General features: G+C 66.3%; 15 protein-coding genes. 3 read left to right on the forward strand and 12 right to left on the reverse strand.

Annotated features, from left to right (window positions below; translation table 11 throughout):
- Positions 1–214 precede the first annotated feature (214 nt).
- From lpxO to IQ458_RS16140, 3 genes are all read left to right on the forward strand, one after another.
- Complete coding sequence (gene lpxO / locus IQ458_RS16130; protein WP_203323457.1) at positions 215–1,129, forward strand: lipid A hydroxylase LpxO; 915 nt, start codon at positions 215–217, stop codon at positions 1,127–1,129.
- A 185-nt stretch (positions 1,130–1,314) separates the two neighbouring features.
- Positions 1,315–2,979, forward strand: coding sequence for an energy-dependent translational throttle protein EttA (gene ettA / locus IQ458_RS16135; RefSeq protein ID WP_183639071.1), 1,665 nt, complete (start codon positions 1,315–1,317; stop codon positions 2,977–2,979).
- Between the two features lie 201 nt (positions 2,980–3,180).
- Positions 3,181–4,494, forward strand: coding sequence for an NCS2 family permease (locus IQ458_RS16140; RefSeq protein WP_203323458.1), 1,314 nt, complete (start codon positions 3,181–3,183; stop codon positions 4,492–4,494).
- A gap of 134 nt (positions 4,495–4,628) precedes the next feature.
- On the opposite strand, the gene def is transcribed toward IQ458_RS16140, so the two are convergent.
- The 12 genes from def to xpsH all read right to left on the reverse strand — a co-directional run bounded on the left by def (position 4,629) and on the right by xpsH (position 15,821).
- Positions 4,629–5,156, reverse strand: a complete 528-nt coding sequence (gene def / locus IQ458_RS16145) for a peptide deformylase (protein WP_203323459.1) — start codon at positions 5,154–5,156, stop codon at positions 4,629–4,631.
- On the reverse strand, positions 5,153–6,334 hold the full coding sequence (gene pncB, locus IQ458_RS16150; protein WP_203323479.1) for a nicotinate phosphoribosyltransferase: 1,182 nt from the start codon (positions 6,332–6,334) through the stop codon (positions 5,153–5,155). Before pncB ends, def begins: the two co-directional genes overlap by 4 nt.
- 93 nt (positions 6,335–6,427) lie before the next feature.
- Positions 6,428–7,285 carry a glycosyltransferase family 2 protein gene (locus tag IQ458_RS16155; protein ID WP_203323460.1) on the reverse strand — a complete coding sequence of 286 codons (858 nt, stop codon included), beginning with the start codon at positions 7,283–7,285 and terminating at the stop codon, positions 6,428–6,430.
- A 526-nt stretch (positions 7,286–7,811) separates the two neighbouring features.
- A complete protein-coding gene (locus IQ458_RS16160) occupies positions 7,812–8,660 on the reverse strand; it encodes a glycosyltransferase family 2 protein (RefSeq protein WP_203323461.1) in 849 nt (282 codons plus the stop codon).
- Entirely contained in the window at positions 8,657–10,870 is a 2,214-nt protein-coding gene (gspD, locus tag IQ458_RS16165) for a type II secretion system secretin GspD (RefSeq protein ID WP_203323462.1), read from the reverse strand. Before gspD ends, IQ458_RS16160 begins: the two co-directional genes overlap by 4 nt.
- 9 nt (positions 10,871–10,879) lie before the next feature.
- On the reverse strand, positions 10,880–11,671 hold the full coding sequence (locus IQ458_RS16170; RefSeq protein ID WP_203323463.1) for a general secretion pathway protein GspN: 792 nt from the start codon (positions 11,669–11,671) through the stop codon (positions 10,880–10,882).
- Positions 11,661–12,314 (reverse strand): type II secretion system protein GspM, encoded by a 654-nt coding sequence (gene gspM / locus IQ458_RS16175; protein ID WP_203323464.1) that lies wholly within the window; start codon positions 12,312–12,314, stop codon positions 11,661–11,663. Before gspM ends, IQ458_RS16170 begins: the two co-directional genes overlap by 11 nt.
- Positions 12,295–13,434, reverse strand: coding sequence for a PilN domain-containing protein (locus IQ458_RS16180; protein ID WP_203323465.1), 1,140 nt, complete (start codon positions 13,432–13,434; stop codon positions 12,295–12,297). Before IQ458_RS16180 ends, gspM begins: the two co-directional genes overlap by 20 nt.
- Positions 13,431–14,279, reverse strand: coding sequence for a type II secretion system minor pseudopilin (locus tag IQ458_RS16185; protein WP_235996901.1), 849 nt, complete (start codon positions 14,277–14,279; stop codon positions 13,431–13,433). Before IQ458_RS16185 ends, IQ458_RS16180 begins: the two co-directional genes overlap by 4 nt.
- Positions 14,279–14,923, reverse strand: a complete 645-nt coding sequence (locus IQ458_RS16190; protein ID WP_328805209.1) for a prepilin-type N-terminal cleavage/methylation domain-containing protein — start codon at positions 14,921–14,923, stop codon at positions 14,279–14,281. The genes IQ458_RS16185 and IQ458_RS16190 overlap by 1 nt, the downstream gene beginning before the upstream one ends.
- The gene (xpsI, locus tag IQ458_RS16195; protein WP_183639086.1) at positions 14,920–15,342 is read right to left on the reverse strand and encodes a type II secretion system protein XpsI; all 423 of its coding nucleotides are present in this window, start codon (positions 15,340–15,342) and stop codon (positions 14,920–14,922) included. The genes IQ458_RS16190 and xpsI overlap by 4 nt, the downstream gene beginning before the upstream one ends.
- A complete protein-coding gene (gene xpsH / locus IQ458_RS16200) occupies positions 15,339–15,821 on the reverse strand; it encodes a type II secretion system protein XpsH (protein ID WP_225562311.1) in 483 nt (160 codons plus the stop codon). The genes xpsI and xpsH overlap by 4 nt, the downstream gene beginning before the upstream one ends.
- Positions 15,822–15,824: the final 3 nt, after the last annotated feature.

Below are 15,824 nucleotides of genomic sequence, written 5' to 3' on the forward strand. Positions count from 1 at the left end.
GGGAAGCTGAAGGAAAGATGAGACCAGGCCGAACCGGCGGACCGGCGTTCAGGCGGTCGGGATAAGACTTGAAATATTAGCCCACGGGCGTATGGCGGCCAACTCGGACAGGTGCCACCAGGCCCGTTCTGCCCGACAATGGGCGGATTCGCCCGACCGCGACCCCGCCGCCCGACCCGCCAGCCCCTCCGCCAGCCGGTCCCCTCCCCACTGGATGCCCCCGACCGTGAAATGGGTTCTCGTCTTCCTGTTCGTCGCTTGCGCCGTCTACGTGCACTTCCGCGGACGCGTGCGCCATCGCCTGGGCCGGCAGCTGCTGGACCACTCGACCTTCATGGCGCCCATCAACGTGCTGATGTACGCCTGCTCGCGGGTGCCGACCACCCCGTTCCTGGACCCGGACAAGCATTTTCCCGAGTTGGCACCGCTGCGCGCCCGCTGGCAGGAAATCCGCGCCGAGGCCCGGCACCTGCGTGAAATGCAGCAGATCAAGGCCGCCGACGGCTATACCGACGTCGGCTTCAACTCGTTCTTCCGGCGCGGCTGGAAGCGCTTCTACCTGAAGTGGTACGACGACGCCCATCCGTCCGCCGCCGAGCTGTGCCCGGTCACCACCGCCCTGCTGCGCGAGCTGCCGGGGGTGAAGGCCGCCATGTTCACCGAGCTGCCGCCGGGCAGCGAGCTGCGGCCGCATCGCGACCCCTACGCCGGCTCGCTGCGCCTGCACCTGGGCCTGGAAACCCCCAACGACGATGCCTGCTTCATCGACGTGGATGGCCAGCGCTACAGCTGGCGCGACGGCGAATGGACCATGTTCGACGAGACCTACATCCACAGCGCCCGCAACGACAGCGCCGGCAACCGGATCATCCTGTTCTGCGACATCGAGCGGCCGATGAAGTACCGCTGGGCGGCGGCGCTGAACCGCTTCGTCGCCCGCAACCTGATTGCCGCGGGCGCCTCGCCCAACCAGGAAGGCGACAAGACCGGCGGCTTCAACCGGGCCTTCAAGTACTTCTACGCCCTGCGCCTGAAGAGCAAGGCCCTGCGCGAGCGCAGCAAGGGCCTGTACTACACGCTCAAGTACCTGGGCGTGGCGCTGGTGGTGGCCCTGATCATCTGGATCTGAGCCGGCCCCGGCCGTTTCCGCGCCGCCGGCTCCAGCCGTTCCCGGCCTGAACGGCCGGCGGGGAAAGCCCGGCCGGCCCCTTCCGCGCTGGCAACGCGCCCCCACCCTGCGGGATAATCCCTGTCTTCCCGCCCTGTCCCAGGCCATCCGGCCGGGCTCGGCGCGTCCCGGTTCCGGAGAGCCCCATGTCGCAATACATCTACACCATGAACGGTGTAAGCAAGATCGTTCCTCCCAAGCGCCAGATCATCAAGGACATCTCGCTGTCGTTCTTCCCAGGCGCCAAGATCGGCCTGCTGGGCCTCAACGGTGCCGGCAAGTCCACCGTGCTGAAGATCATGGCCGGCGTGGACACCGACTTCCAGGGCGAAGCGCGTCCGCAACCGGGCATCAAGGTCGGCTACCTGGCGCAGGAACCGGAACTGGATCCGAACAAGACCGTGCGCGAAGCGGTCGAGGAAGGCGTCGGCGAAGTGCTGCAGGCGCAGGCCGCGCTGGACGCGGTGTATGCCGCCTACGCCGAGGAAGGCGCCGACTTCGACAAGCTGGCCGCCGAGCAGCAGCGCCTGGAAGCGATTCTCGCCGCCGGTGACGCGCACATGCTGGAACAGCAGCTGGAAGTGGCCGCCGACGCGCTGCGCCTGCCGCCGTGGGACGCCATCGTCGGCAAGCTGTCCGGCGGCGAAAAGCGCCGCGTCGCGCTGTGCCGTCTGTTGCTGCAGAAGCCGGACATGCTGCTGCTCGACGAGCCGACCAACCACCTGGACGCCGAGTCGGTGGAATGGCTGGAACAGTTCCTGGCCCGCTACACCGGCACCGTGGTGGCGGTCACCCATGATCGCTACTTCCTCGACAACGCGGCCGAGTGGATCCTGGAACTCGATCGTGGCCGCGGCATTCCGTGGAAGGGCAACTACACCGACTGGCTGGTGCAAAAGGAAGAGCGCCTGAAGCAGGAAGAGAACCAGGAAAAGGCGCGCCAGAAGGCGATCGCCAAGGAACTGGAATGGTCGCGCCAGAACGCCAAGGGCGGCCGCTCCAAGGGCAAGGCGCGCCTGGCCCGCCTGGATGAACTGCAGTCGGTCGACTACCAGAAGCGCAACGAGACCAACGAAATCTTCATCCCGCCGGGCGAACGCCTGGGCAACAGCGTCATCGAGTTCAAGAACGTCTCCAAGAAGTTCGGCGACCGCCTGCTGATCGACGACCTGAGCTTCCTGGTCCCGGCCGGCGCCATCGTCGGCATCATCGGCCCGAACGGCGCCGGCAAGTCGACCCTGTTCAAGATGATCACCGGACAGGAGAAGCCCGACTCCGGCACCATCAACATCGGTCCGACCGTCAAGCTGGCCTACGTCGACCAGAGCCGCGACAAGCTGGAAGGCAACCACAACGTTTTCCAGGAGGTCTCCGGCGGCCTGGACATCCTCAACATCAACGGCGTGGAAATCCAGTCGCGCGCCTACATCGGCCGCTTCAACTTCAAGGGCCAGGACCAGCAGAAGCTGGTCGGTTCGCTGTCCGGTGGTGAGCGCGGCCGCCTGCACATGGCCAAGACCCTGCTGCAGGGCGGCAACGTGCTGCTGCTCGACGAACCGTCCAACGACCTGGACATCGAAACCCTGCGCGCACTGGAAGACGCGTTGCTGGAATTCCCCGGCAACACCTTCGTGATCTCGCACGATCGCTGGTTCCTGGATCGCATCGCTACCCACATCCTTGCTTTCGAGGGCGACTCGCACGTGGAGTTCTTCCAGGGCAACTACCGCGAGTACGAGGAAGACAAGAAGCGCCGCCTCGGCGCCGAAGGCGCGCAGCCGCATCGCCTGCGCTTCAAGGCACTGAAGTGACGATTCGGCCCGTGGCCGGCAACGGCCACGGTTTTGCCGAACCGCCATCCCCGCGAAAGCGGGGATCCATCGTCCACCGGCAATAAATCCCGAAGGGCCGGATTCCCCCGAATCCGGCCCATTCTTTTTTCATCCCGGCTCGCCGGGCATCCGTCGCGGCACGCGCTGCGGTACCCTGCCCCCGGATGAAGAGGTAGCCCCATGTCCATTGATCGCCTGTTCCGCCTGAGCGAGCACGGCACCAGCGTCCGCACCGAACTGCTGGCCGGCGCCACCACGTTCCTGACGATGTCCTACATCGTCTTCGTCAATCCGGAGATCCTCTCGACCACCGGCATGGATGCGGGCGCGGTGTTCGTCGCCACCTGCCTGGCGGCCGCGCTCGGATCGCTGATCATGGCGTTCGCCGCGAACTTCCCGGTCGGCATGGCGCCGGGCATGGGCCTGAACGCGTTCTTCGCGTTCACGGTGGTCGGTACGGCCGGCCTGCCCTGGGAGCAGGCGCTGGCGGCGGTGTTCATCTCCGGCCTGGTGTTCCTGCTGCTCAGCCTCACCGGCGTACGCGCCTGGCTGGTCGCCGGCATCCCGCCGTCGCTGCGCGCGGCGATCGTCGCCGGCATCGGCCTGTTCCTGGCGATCATCGCGCTGCAGAAATCGCAGGTCATCGTTGGCAATCCGGACACGCTGGTCGCATTGGGAACGCTGCATTCGCACGAACCGCTGCTGGCGCTGGGCGGCTTCCTGCTGATCGCGGTGCTGGAAGCACGTGGCGTGCGCGGCGCGATCCTGATCGGCATCCTGGTGGTGACGGCGTTCGCCGGACTGTTCGGCTATGTCGATTACCAGGGCATCGTCGCGGCACCGCCCAGCCTGGCGCCGACCTGGCTGCAACTGGATCTGCCCGGCCTGCTGCATCGCGACGACGGCACGCCGATCGCCGTGCTGTTGCAGGTGGTGCTGGTGTTCGTGCTGGTGGAAGTGTTCGACGCGACCGGCACGCTCTACGGCGTGGCCGGACGCGCCGGCTTGCTGAAACTGCCGGATGGGCAGAAGCGCTTTGGCCGCGCACTGCTCGCCGACAGCGGCGCCATCATCGCCGGTTCGCTGCTGGGCACCAGCAGCACCACCGCCTATGCCGAAAGCGCATCCGGCGTGCAGGTCGGCGGACGCACCGGCCTGACCGCGTTGGTGGTGGCGCTGCTGTTCCTGGTAGCCCTGCTGTTCTCGCCGCTGGCGGCGATGGTCCCAGGCTACGCAACCGCGCCCGCGCTGCTCTACGTGGCCGGCCTGATGCTGCGCGAACTGGTCGACGTGGACTGGAGCGATCTGACCGAATCGGTGCCGGCCGCGCTGTGCGCGCTGGCGATGCCGTTCACCTACTCCATCGCCAACGGCCTGGCGTTCGGCTTCATCGCCTACGCAGCGCTCAAGCTCGGCACCGGCCGCTGGCGCGAAGTGCATCCGGCGGTGTGGCTGGTGGCCGGGTTGTTCATCCTGCGCTACGCGTTGGCGTAGGGTGACGATGTTGTTTTGCGGAAACCGGCGGAAGAGCTCGCGGCCGGAGGCCGCTCCTACCCTGGGTTTTACCTTCGCGGTGTAGGAGCGCCGTCCCGGCGCGAGCCTTTGGCGGATATCCCGGCCCCCTTGCTTCAGTCGTCACCCTGCAAACCGGGGAACAGGATCTCGGTATAGCCGAACTGGCTGAAGTCGCGGATGCGCGAGGGATATAACCGGCCAATCAGGTGGTCGCACTCGTGCTGCACCACCCGCGCGTGGAAGCCTTCGGCCTCGCGATCAATGGGATGGCCCTGTGGATCAAAACCGCGATAGCGGATCGCGCGATGGCGCGGCACCACGCTGCGCAGGCCCGGCACCGACAGGCAACCTTCCCAGCCATCCTCCATCTCGTCGGACAGCGGCTCGATCACCGGATTGAGCAGGATGGTGCGCGGCACCGGCGGCGCATCCGGATAGCGATCGCTGTTGTCAAAGCCGAAGATGACCAGTTGCAGGTCCACGCCGATCTGCGGCGCCGCCAGGCCGACGCCGCCAGCCGCGGCCATGGTCTGGAACATGTCGGCGATCAGTGCTTGCAGTTCCGGGGTATCGAATCGTTCCACCGGGTTGGCAACCTTCAACAGCCGCGGGTCACCCATTTTCAGGATGGGATGAATCATGCCGTTTCCTCCACGTTCGGTAGTTCAAACACCTGCCGCAGATAACGCACGTAGCCCTCGTCCTCGCACATGCTCTTGCCGGGCGAATCGCTCAGCTTGGCGACCGGCTGACCGTTGCAGCGGATCATCTTGATGACAATCTGCAACGGGGTTGGCCCCAGATCGTTGGTCAGGTTGGTGCCGATGCCGAACGCCAGCCGACAGCGGCCACGAAAGCGTTCGTAAAGCCGCAGCACTTTCTCGACGTCCAGGCCATCGCTGAACACCAGCGTCTTGGTGCGCGGATCTATGCGCATTCTTTCCAGGTGCGCGAGGATTTCCTCACCCCATTGGAGCGGCTCTCCCGAATTGTGGCGCATGCCGTCGAACAGCTTGCAGAAGTACAGATCGAAATCGCGCAGGAACGCCCTCAGGCCCACCACGTTCGACAACGCGATCCCCAGATCGCCGCGATATTCCTTGGCCCAGATATCGAAAGCCACCGCCTGCGAATCGCGCAGGCGCGGACCCAGTGCCTGGAATGCCTGCAGCCATTCGTGCGCCATCGTGCCCAGCGGGGTCATGCCGTATTCGCGCGCGAAGTACACATTGCTGGTGCCGACGAATTGCGCCCCCAGCCCAGCCTTGAGAATCGGCAGCACGCGCGCATGCCAATCCCGCGAGTAACGGCGCCGGGTGCCGTAGTCGGCAATGACGCAATCCTCGCCGCCTTCGCGCAGACGCGCGATCTTGGCATCCAGCCGGCGTTCGCCTTCCGCGACGTCGGCAACGCCCGCATGGCGGAACCAGACCTCGTTGATGATCGCCAGCAGCGGCACCTCGAACAGGATGGTGTGAAGCCAGGGACCGACGATGTCGAGTTCGATTTCCCCGGGAATCGTCGGTGAGGCCCGCAACCGGATGTATTTGCGATCCAGGTGGAACAGGCCGAGGAAATCGGCGAAATCCGACTTGATGAAACGCAGCCCGCGCAGATAATCGAGTTCATCGGTCCGGAAGCGCAGCGTGCACAACGCATCGATTTCCGCGGAAATCTCATCGAGATGGTCCGCCAGCGGGACGCCCGGCGTGCGGCACTTGAAGCGGTACTGCACCTGCGCGGCTGGATAGTGATGCAGGACCGCCTGCATCATCGTGAACTTGTAGAGATCGGTATCGAGCAGCGAGGTGATGATCATCGGGCCGGGCCGTGCGGGAGCGCCGTCAGCATACTCCACGCGTTCCAGGCGCATGCGCCGTGTCCGCCGCCGCGACGACAGGCCCCGGCGGGGTCAGCGACGACGGAACAGCAACCGCAGCGCCACCGTCGCGAAATGCGCCCAGATCGCACCGAATACTCCGATGCGCACTCCCACGCCACGCTGGCTGGCCTCGAACTTGCCGAAATACCGCCACAGGCCCCGATGCTTGTGCCATTCCACGAAGAACGGCCGCGCGCGACTGGAGACGCCGCGGATATGCACCACGCGCACGCGGTTGGCCACGGCCACCAATGCGCCGGCCATACGCGCACGCCGGCACAGATCGAGATCCTCCGCGTGCAACCGATAGCCCTCGTCGAACCCGCCAAGCCGGCGGAACAGCGAACGCGGCATCACCATCAGCGCGCCGGAGAGTGCTTCCAGCGGTTGCAGCGCCTGCGCATCGTCCACCTCCACGCCCAATCGCGAGGCGGCGCCCGGCGCGGTCAACATCGCGGCGAAATCCGGATCGCGGCGACGCGCGGCGGTGTCTCGAATCCCGGCTTCGTCCACCAGATCCGCACCCAGCAACGCTTCCCCACCGGTGGCGGCCGCCAGATCGCGCAATCGGGCCAGGGTATCCGGCAACACCTGCAGATCCGGATTCACGAACGCCAGCCAGGGCGATGCCGAATCGTCCGCGCCCTGGTTGCAGCCGACCGAGAAGCCCGGATTGTCCGGATTGGCGACGAAGCGTACGCGCGGATCCGCCAGCGCATGGCGCTGGACCACGCTCACGGTGTCGTCGCTGGATGCATTGTCCACCACCCGGATTTCCGCCACGTCCACCGCATCGCGAAGGCGCTGCAGGCAGTCGTCGATGGTGCTGGCGCTTTCGTGGGTGACGACGATCGCGGCGATGGCCGTTTCGTGCTCCGGGATTTTCATATTCTGTATATCAATATCATCACCCAGCATTTGGCGGCACAATTTCCGAGACAGCCTTCCTGCAAAGCTCGAAATCTTCTTCCTTTTCTGACGAGCCCATGACACGAGCCATGGGCTCGTACGCGGATAAGGCTACCTGAGTGTCTTCTTGCAGGTCATTATCGCAGTGACCTGCCAAAAACCGCCTCTTGGCCGCCAGTACACATACCGCGCAAGCACACAATCTCTGTAGCCTTGCCTTGACGCCATGGTTCTCGCTGTCCACATGGCCTTTGAAAGGGCTGATTCGACTGAGCCCCATTCCGCAGTGGCCGTGAAACTAGCCGTTATTTCCGTAGCCCGTGCATCCCGGATTCCGGGAAGAACATATCCCAACATCAGCACACCGAGACAAATTGACTTCACCTTCATGAGTTGAACTCCCTGTGTTTAACGGCATTGCTGCAATAGCGCAGCATCTTGCTTCTATGCCTAGACAACAGCGAGTTCAACTAACATTGAAATATGGGTCTTTTTGTGCCGAGAATCACTGGAACAATTGGCGCTGTGGCTCTGGCGAGCCAATGTCCATGTAGATCCTTGTCAAGTTCTCCCGATAAGGCCGTAGTGGATCTTCCATCAAGCAACCCGCGAGTCTCGCGTGCCAAGCAGGCCAACGCGCATTGATAGTGTCCATATCGCCATCGGCGGGTAGGCCTTCGCCGCCACGCGCGACGAAAGCAGTTTCACACAAGGCATTTCGCCAGCCCAGACCGGCGAGACGCAGCGATAAATCGATCAGCGCTGCATACCAAGACATATAGCTGCTGGCATCCAAACCCCCAGCACGCTTGCGGGCACTGCCTCGAAGAGCGACGGCATGTGCTACCGCAGCGGGTAGTTCAGGATGTGCCGGCGGCATCCCCGCACACGCACGCGCCGTGCGCTCGAAGTCAGCGGGCGGAGGTGATATTTCTCCTAGACGTGGCCAGGATGCAGCTTCGCCTGCATTGCACCACGGCGTGGCAGTAGCGATGGATGCATCACGGGCGAGACAGGCAACCATTTGCTGAAGCCAGCCCGGTAGCGGTTGTGCATCCGGCGCGAGGATCACCACATCGGCATCGCCGCAGGCACGGAGCATTTCGTCTAGATGCGCGACTTCGCCGACCGGGCGCGGACGTCGGGTGTAGTCCGCCTGCAGTCGCGTGCGCTGCAGCCAACGTTCGACGATGGCAAGCCCACGTGGGCTTGCCTGTGCGTCATCGGCTAGCCAGATACGCGTCCCATCAGGTGTGCCCGCGTCTAGCGACCCCAGACATGCGTCCAGTGCATCATCGTCCACGCCGATTGGCAGCAGGATGATGGGCAACTGCAACGCGCTGGCGCCGGTCATTTTTTTTCAGGTGCGTACAAGGGCTTCATGGAACGGAATCGGCGGCCATATTCATCGGTGAGATTCCGCGCATCCTGGGGATCCCTGACGATGGTCGGCGTCAATAGAATGATCACCTCCTGTCGATCCGTGTTCTGGCGCTTGTTGCCGAACAGACCACCGATAATTGGCAGCTTGGTAAGACCAGGAAGCCCTCGCGATCCATTGTCGACCGAGTCACCGATCAGGCCCGCGAGCATGATGGTATCTCCGGTGCGGACAGCAGCTTCGGTCTTCAGGCGTCGGGTATCGATGGGCACATTGCATCCGGTGGTGGTGTCGTCACAGCTAGCCGGTCGCGCACCAGGTGAACTGACTTCCTGGACTAGGTCCAGGAACACCATCCCGTCCTTGGTGATGCGAGGACGCACCTTCAGGATCACACCCGTATCCAGGTATTGAACCTGGCTGTATGTGTTGGAAGTTTGGTCCGGAGTAATGCTGACCGAATTGATCGGAATTTTGGTGCCGACATTCAATGTGGCTTCTGCGTTGTTGCGCACCAGGACAGACGGAGTCTGCAGCAATTGAACGTCCGTAACGTCCTCCAGTGCTTCGATGATGGCGGCCGCATTCTTGCCCAGGAAGGTCCAGCCCAGACCCGGCGCGTTTGCATCGCCCCGGATGCTGCCGCTGATATCACCCCAGATGCGCCGACCAGCTGCACTGGCTAGGCGAGCCTCGTTCACCACCGCATTCTCGAAAAACCAGTTCACGCCGTAACTGAGTTTCCCCGTCAGTTTGACCTCGGCCACCTGTGCTTCGATATGGACCTGCATCGGCATGATGTCGAGCTTTTCGATAACATCCTTGATCGACTTCCATGCACTGGCGCTGGATCGCACCAGCAGCGTATTAGTCTCATCCACCGCAGCCACGCCCACCCGGTCGCCCTCGACCTGCAGCGTGACCGAACCATTGCCGTCGCGACGCGGATTCAGACTGAAGCCACCATTACCCAGCCCACTTCCCGAACCGCCTCCAACGCCACTATTGCCACCGGTCACGCTGCCAGTATCAAAACCGTCGCTCTGTTGGCCCAGCAAGCTACTGTCACCCAGTTGCGTCGGATCCGCGCCAGGCATCAGCGAGGCATTGCCGTTGCCGCCGGTGGTATCGCCGCGGTTTCCGCTGCCGGAACCGAACACCTCCGCCAGCCGCTGCGCCAAGTCCTTGGCCTTGATGTACTTCAGTTCGTACGAATACAGTCGCGCGCCCTCGCCCGCGCTGTCGATGCGTTCCAGCCACTGCTGGATCTGATCCAGGTAGGCTGGCTGCGGGGTGATCACCAGCACGGCGTTGGCGCCCTCCAGCGGCATGAAGCGGAACATGCCGGCGCTCGGGGTCTTGCTGGTTTCGCCGAACACCTTTTCCAGATCCGCGACCACCTTGGTGGCCTGCCCGGTTTCCAGCGGGAACACGCCCACCGACATGCCCGAGAGCCAGTCGACATCGAACACCTCGACCGTGCGCAGGTAGTTCTCCAGTTCCGAACGGGTACCGGCCAGGGTGATCAGGTTGCGGGTGGTGTCGATGTTGACGATGGCGTTGGGGCGCGCGTACGGCTCCAGCACCTTCTTCATCTCGGTGGCGCCGATGAAGCGCAGCGGCACCACCCGCACCTCGTAGCCGCGCGCGTTGGCGGCGCCGCCGGTGCGCGGGGCGACCGTGCCGACCATCGCCTGGTCGGCCGGCATGATGTTGTAGCGGCCGTCGCTGTAGACCATGCGCGCGTTGTTCTGCGCCAGCACCTGTTCCAGCAGGGTCATCGCCTGCGCGGGCGACACCGGCTTGGGCGTGCCCAGGGTGACCGTGCCCTGCACGCCGGGCGCGATCACGTAGTTCTGGCCGAGCATGTCGCCGAGGATGGCCTTGACCACCGCGTGCACGGATTCGCCTTCGAAGTTGAAACTGGCCGAACCCGAGCTGGCACCGCCCAGCGACGGCATCGGCGCCGCCGCCGCGCCACGGTTGATCATCTGGCCGCTGCCGCGGCGGATCACCGGCCGGGGACCGCTTTCGGGTTCCTCGGTTTCTGACAGCGGCGAGGTCTGGGCGGTACCCGGGGTGGCCGGGGTTTCTCCGGCGCGCCGGACGTCCGGCGTGGGCGCGGTGGCGCAACCCGCCAGCAGGCCCAGGCAAACGGAGAACAGGAATAGGCGTGACTTCATGCCGGCACTCTACTGATTCGGATTGGGTGGTGGCGCGGGCGGCGGAACCGCCTGGCCCTGTTGCTGGCGCATCTGCGCGCGGCGCGCCTCGATGCGTTTGCGGATCGCTTCCATCTGTTGCTCGGTGGTCATCGCCGGCTGCTCGGCCGGTTCCTGCGCCGGTTGGACCGGCACCACCTGGCCCGTGGCCGGCGCATTGCCCGGAGCGGGTTTTGGCGGCGCGTTGCCACCGGTCTGCGGCGGCACGGGAACCGGCGCGGCGATCGGCGGCGGTGTCCCCGATACGCTGGGCGGCTGGCCGCCCGTGCCGTCGAACACCCGCAGTTCCAGGGTGCGCCGCCCTTCCGGGCCTTCGAACACCGCGGTACGCGGCTGCAGGTCCACCAGCGTCCATTGCGGCGCGGCGCTGGCCGCTTCGCCCTGCTTGATCCGAACGCCTTCGCCACCCTGGCTGGGCTGCAGGATCGCCATCCGGAAGCCGGGCGTGATCAGCACGCTGGTCAGGACATAGTCGAAGCTCGGCGCCTGCGCTTCGGCGTCGTTGGTCAGGTAGAACGGCTGCGGCCGCCGGGCCTCGTAGAACGGTGGACGCGCGACCAGTTCCGAGTACTGCGCCAACGGTCCCAGGCGCTCCGGCGCCGCCTTGGGCAAGGTGGGCAGGCGCGGGGCGCTGCCCGGATCGTCGGCCAGCGGCGTGATGCGGCCGCCCAGGCCGGCCAGGGCCAGGATCGCCACCAGCACGGCCCAGCCGGCGACCGTGCCCAGCAACAAGGTGCGCGGACCGAGCGAATCAAGGCGCATCGCCGCCCTCCGGCATCGTCATCGCCGCGGGCGCGGCGGGGGCGGTCGGCGCGACCACGCCGGGCTTCAGGTAGCCGTACAGATCGAAGGTGACGTCCAGCCCGCCCGTGCCGCCTTCCGGCGCCATGTAGGCGTAGTTGCTGGAGAGGATGTTGAGATTGTCCACGAACAGGCGCGGGCTGCCGGATTCGAGGGCATGCAGCACCGCGGCCAGTTCCGGGGTGCCGCAGCGCAGGCGTACCTGCACCGCCACCCGCGCGAAGCGCTCGCCGGTGGCCTGTGGCAACGGCGACTGGTTGGCGATGCCGCAGCTGCGGTTGCCGGGACTGGCTTCCTTGACCACGGCTTCCAGGCGCTGGACCAGGCCGGCGGTGGCCAGTTCGGTGCTGGCTTCGCCGAGGAAACCGGGACGCTGCGCCTGCAGGGCCAGCGCCGCCGCCAACTGCTTCTCCACCGCGGGCGCCTGCTGCAATTGCGTACGCACGCGCAATTCGCGCTCGCGCAGCGCCTGGATGCGTTCGTTCACTTCCAGCATCGGCTGGGTCCACCAGGGATGCACCAGGATCAGGTAGCCGAGCAGCAGCACGGCGGCCAGCAGGCCCAATGCAAGCCAGCGCTCGCGATCAGTCAGCGCGCTTGCCATTCTGATCTCCGGTGCCGGGGGTGGGAGGGGCCGTGGTACCGACCAGCTGTGCGGTGAGGGTGAAGCGATCACGGCGGCGGGTCTGGTCCGGCTGCAGGGCGCCACTCAGCGCGGGCGAGCGCCACAGCGGAGACCCCTGCAGCTTGGCGACCAGCGAGGAAGCTTCCTGGCTCAGGCCGATCACGACCAGCCGATCACCTTCGATGGACATCTTTTCCAGATGGGTACCGTCCGGCAGCCGGCGACTGAGTTCATCCAGTACCTCGACCGCGGTCGGGCGCTGCGCGCGCGTACGCTCCAGCGCGTTCATACCCTCGACCAGGTCCACCAGTTGCTGTCGCTGCGCGGCGACCCGGCGCGCCTGTTCGGTGCGGGTGCGCAACGCGGTTTCGAATTCGTCGGCCGCGTTGCGCCGGTTGTCCAGTATCGTCCAGGCGGCGAACACCACCGCCACCAACGCAAGCGAAGCCAGGATCAGGTGCCAGCCGCGCATCGGCGCCTGCCGTATCCGGCGTTCGGCGGGCGCCAGCAGGTTCACGCCCAGCGGTGTTCCCTGCAGGGCAGCGACGTCCACGCCGGCCAGTTCACTGGCCAGGCCACCCAGCGGCGCCAGCGCGGCGTCGAAGCGCGCCCTCGGGATGACGATCAGATCGACTTCGAGCTGGCCATCCTCGCGCCGCTGGCGCAGGCTGGCGTCGTAGCAGACATCGTCCGCGCCGAAAGGCGTCTGCCGATCGATCTCGAATCGCACCACGTCGCGCAGTCTGTCCGCCGCCGCCGCGGGCAACACCAACGGCCGTCGCAACACCGCGTCGGCCGGCAGCAGCAGCCAGCGCGGCAGGCCGGCCATGCGCTTGCCGAGCAGGCCGTCGAGATCGCCGGCCTCCAGCGGCAACGGCAGGCGGGCCAGCTCGCGCACGCCTTCCGTGCTCTGCCACGCCAGTACCCCCTGATCCTCCTGCTGGCTCAGCAGCAGGCGATCCTGGGTCAGGCCCAGCAGCGAGCGCCAGCGGTGCGGCAGCCAACTGGCCAGCGCCCTGCCCCACCATCCGAGCAGCCCACCGGCTCCCGGCAACAGGCGCGCGCGCAGGCTGTCCATGCTGTCGCGGATCGTGCTCATGGCGGTGCAGTTCCCTCTTCCCAGCGCAAAACGGTGTACGCCATCCCCGGCACGGGACCGCCGCCGGCCCGTATCACCGCGCGCAACGTCGCTTCCCGTCCATCGCGAAGCGTCGCGTGGCTCTCGATACTATACGTGCCGCTTCCGCCGCCGACGAGTTGGGCCCCGGCCTGATCGGGAGGCAAAGCACGCTGGGCGAGGATCCGTTCGGCATCCAGGCCCATCGCGACCAGCACCGGTCCGGGCGCGTAATTGGCATCCGGCAAGGTGCGGCCGGAGTACAGGGTCAGGTAGGGCGCCAGCTGCTCGTAGTACTCGGATGTCATGCCCAGGACCTGCTGCAGTTCGGCCACGCTCTCGAACGGCGCGTCCTTGGCGCCGTATTCCAGGCCGGCCGCGGCGTAATCCGGATCCTCGGCGCCACCGCGCGGCTGTCCGAGCGAATCGGCATCGCGCCAGTCGAGGATCGCGGCGGCCAGCTGCGGTGCGGTTTCCTCCGGCACGCCGCGCACCCGCAGCAGTTGTTCCAGCAGGCGGACGTCGGCCTGGTTCAGATCGACCTTGCCGCTTTCGTCGATCGCATTGATCCGCAGGCGGCTGCCGGAAAACATCCAGTCGTAGCCACGTCCATCCGGCATCCAGCGGGTCTGCGGCTGCTGATCGGCAATCCGCACCAATGCGTAGTCGATGCCGGCGCGGGCCAGTTCGCGGGCGACGGTGCCATCCCGCGCAACCTGGCCCTGCAGCGATTCCATCCGCGCGGTCACCGCGAACGCGCCGATCAGCGCCGCCAGCAAGGCGGTCAGCCACAGCACCAGCAACAGCGCCGCGCCGCGTTCGCGCATCACAGGCCTCCCGGCGGCTGCGCGCCGCCCCCTGCGCCGCCCTCGCTGTGCACCAGGGTGACGATCAGTTCCGGCCAGCGCGCGCCGGCCTCGGTTTCCACCTCCACCGCCACCTGCAAGGGCAGGATTTCCGCGGTGCGCCAGGCTTCCTGCCACGGGCCGGGCTGCCCCTTCTCGTCCAGGCCGCGATAGCGGAAACGCGCGGTGCGCAGGCCGTCGGCCATCAGCTCGGGGGCGATGGGGTCCGGCGTCTCCACCGTCTGGCCGGCCTGCACGACCGCGAACCGTGCCATCAGGCGTCCCCGTTCGTCGAAGGTCAGGTCGTACAGGTGCGGTCCGCCCCGACCGAGATAGTTGGGCAGATCCGCGACGAAGCGGATGCGCCTCGGCTCGCCAAGGAAACGCGACTGCCGGAACGTGGCCGGATCGGTGGCGAACACCACCGGCAACGCGGTGCCGATGCGCTGGCGCAGGAAACCTTCCACCGCACGCGCGCGTTCGTTCTGCTGCGCGCGAATCTCGCCGCGCTCGACCATCGTGGTCGATGCGCGCACCGTGGCGAAGGCCAGCGCGAGTCCCGCCGCCAGCAGCACCAGCGCCAGCAGCATCTCCAGCAGGGTGAATCCATGCGCGCGGCGGCTCACGGCACGCTCCGGCTGCGATTGGGATCCGGCGGCACCAGCCGCAGCGTGTCCCATACGATCCGTTGCCGTGGCTCGTCGCCCCAGCGGGTGATCAGGCGCAGGCGCAGCAGTTCCGGCGCCGAAGGATCCCGAATCGGCGTCAGTGCCTTGATCGGATCGTCATACGGCGCGATCTCCAGTTCCCAGCGGTAGCGGCCGTTCTCGAACTCGCCCTCGCGGCGGCCCGGCTGCAGGAACTCGCCCACGCCGATCTGCGCCAGCAGCGACTGGGTGTGCAGCGAGGCGCGGGTCGCGTCGTCGGCCGCGCGGATCTGGCGGGTGGCGCCGGACAGGGAACCCAGCAGCAGCGTCAGCGCGAGCGCCATCAGCGCGAACGCCACGATCACCTCCAGCAGGGTGAAACCGTGCGGACGCCTCATGTGCCGCCGCCCCCGCGGACCACCTGCACTTCGCCGGTCAGCCAGGCCACGTCGATGCGCCAAACGGCCTGGCCGCTGCTCAGCCGGATCTGGCCACCGCTGGAACCGCCGTCATGGAAGAACATGATCGCGCCCACGCCCGGCTTGGGCTGGACCTGGCGCGCGCCGACAAAGGCGATGCCCAGCGACGCCGGCACCGTGCCGCGATGCCGGTTGGGGGCCTGCCAGCGGCGATTTTCCGGATCGATGACGAAACGCTGCGGTTTGCCGGTCGCCATCGCCTGCGCCCGCGTGTAGCGCAACTGCGCGGCGATTTCGCGCGCCTCCGAACGCAGGCGCATGCCATCCAGTCCACCGGTCAGCACCATCGCCGCCAGCGTGCCGGCGATGGCGATCAGCATCACCACCAGCAGCATTTCCAACAGCGAAACGCCGCGGGCATCGCGCGGCGCTCGGAAGGAAGTGCGAAGGCCGCGCATCGC

This window comes from Pseudoxanthomonas beigongshangi, assembly GCF_016820515.1.
In the GTDB taxonomy this organism is placed as follows: domain Bacteria; phylum Pseudomonadota; class Gammaproteobacteria; order Xanthomonadales; family Xanthomonadaceae; genus Pseudoxanthomonas_A; species Pseudoxanthomonas_A beigongshangi.

Coding starts and splice junctions, on each gene's coding strand:
- lpxO (WP_203323457.1), top strand. CDS start 215: ATGCCCCCGACCGTGAAATGGGTTCTCGTCTTCCTGTTCGTCGCTTGC.
- ettA (WP_183639071.1), top strand. CDS start 1,315: ATGTCGCAATACATCTACACCATGAACGGTGTAAGCAAGATCGTTCCT.
- IQ458_RS16140 (WP_203323458.1), top strand. CDS start 3,181: ATGTCCATTGATCGCCTGTTCCGCCTGAGCGAGCACGGCACCAGCGTC.
- def (WP_203323459.1), bottom strand. CDS start 5,156: ATGATTCATCCCATCCTGAAAATGGGTGACCCGCGGCTGTTGAAGGTT.
- pncB (WP_203323479.1), bottom strand. CDS start 6,334: ATGATCATCACCTCGCTGCTCGATACCGATCTCTACAAGTTCACGATG.
- IQ458_RS16155 (WP_203323460.1), bottom strand. CDS start 7,285: ATGAAAATCCCGGAGCACGAAACGGCCATCGCCGCGATCGTCGTCACC.
- IQ458_RS16160 (WP_203323461.1), bottom strand. CDS start 8,660: ATGACCGGCGCCAGCGCGTTGCAGTTGCCCATCATCCTGCTGCCAATC.
- gspD (WP_203323462.1), bottom strand. CDS start 10,870: ATGAAGTCACGCCTATTCCTGTTCTCCGTTTGCCTGGGCCTGCTGGCG.
- IQ458_RS16170 (WP_203323463.1), bottom strand. CDS start 11,671: ATGCGCCTTGATTCGCTCGGTCCGCGCACCTTGTTGCTGGGCACGGTC.
- gspM (WP_203323464.1), bottom strand. CDS start 12,314: ATGGCAAGCGCGCTGACTGATCGCGAGCGCTGGCTTGCATTGGGCCTG.
- IQ458_RS16180 (WP_203323465.1), bottom strand. CDS start 13,434: ATGAGCACGATCCGCGACAGCATGGACAGCCTGCGCGCGCGCCTGTTG.
- IQ458_RS16185 (WP_235996901.1), bottom strand. CDS start 14,279: ATGCGCGAACGCGGCGCGGCGCTGTTGCTGGTGCTGTGGCTGACCGCC.
- xpsI (WP_183639086.1), bottom strand. CDS start 15,342: ATGAGGCGTCCGCACGGTTTCACCCTGCTGGAGGTGATCGTGGCGTTC.
- xpsH (WP_225562311.1), bottom strand. CDS start 15,821: ATGCGCGGCCTTCGCACTTCCTTCCGAGCGCCGCGCGATGCCCGCGGC.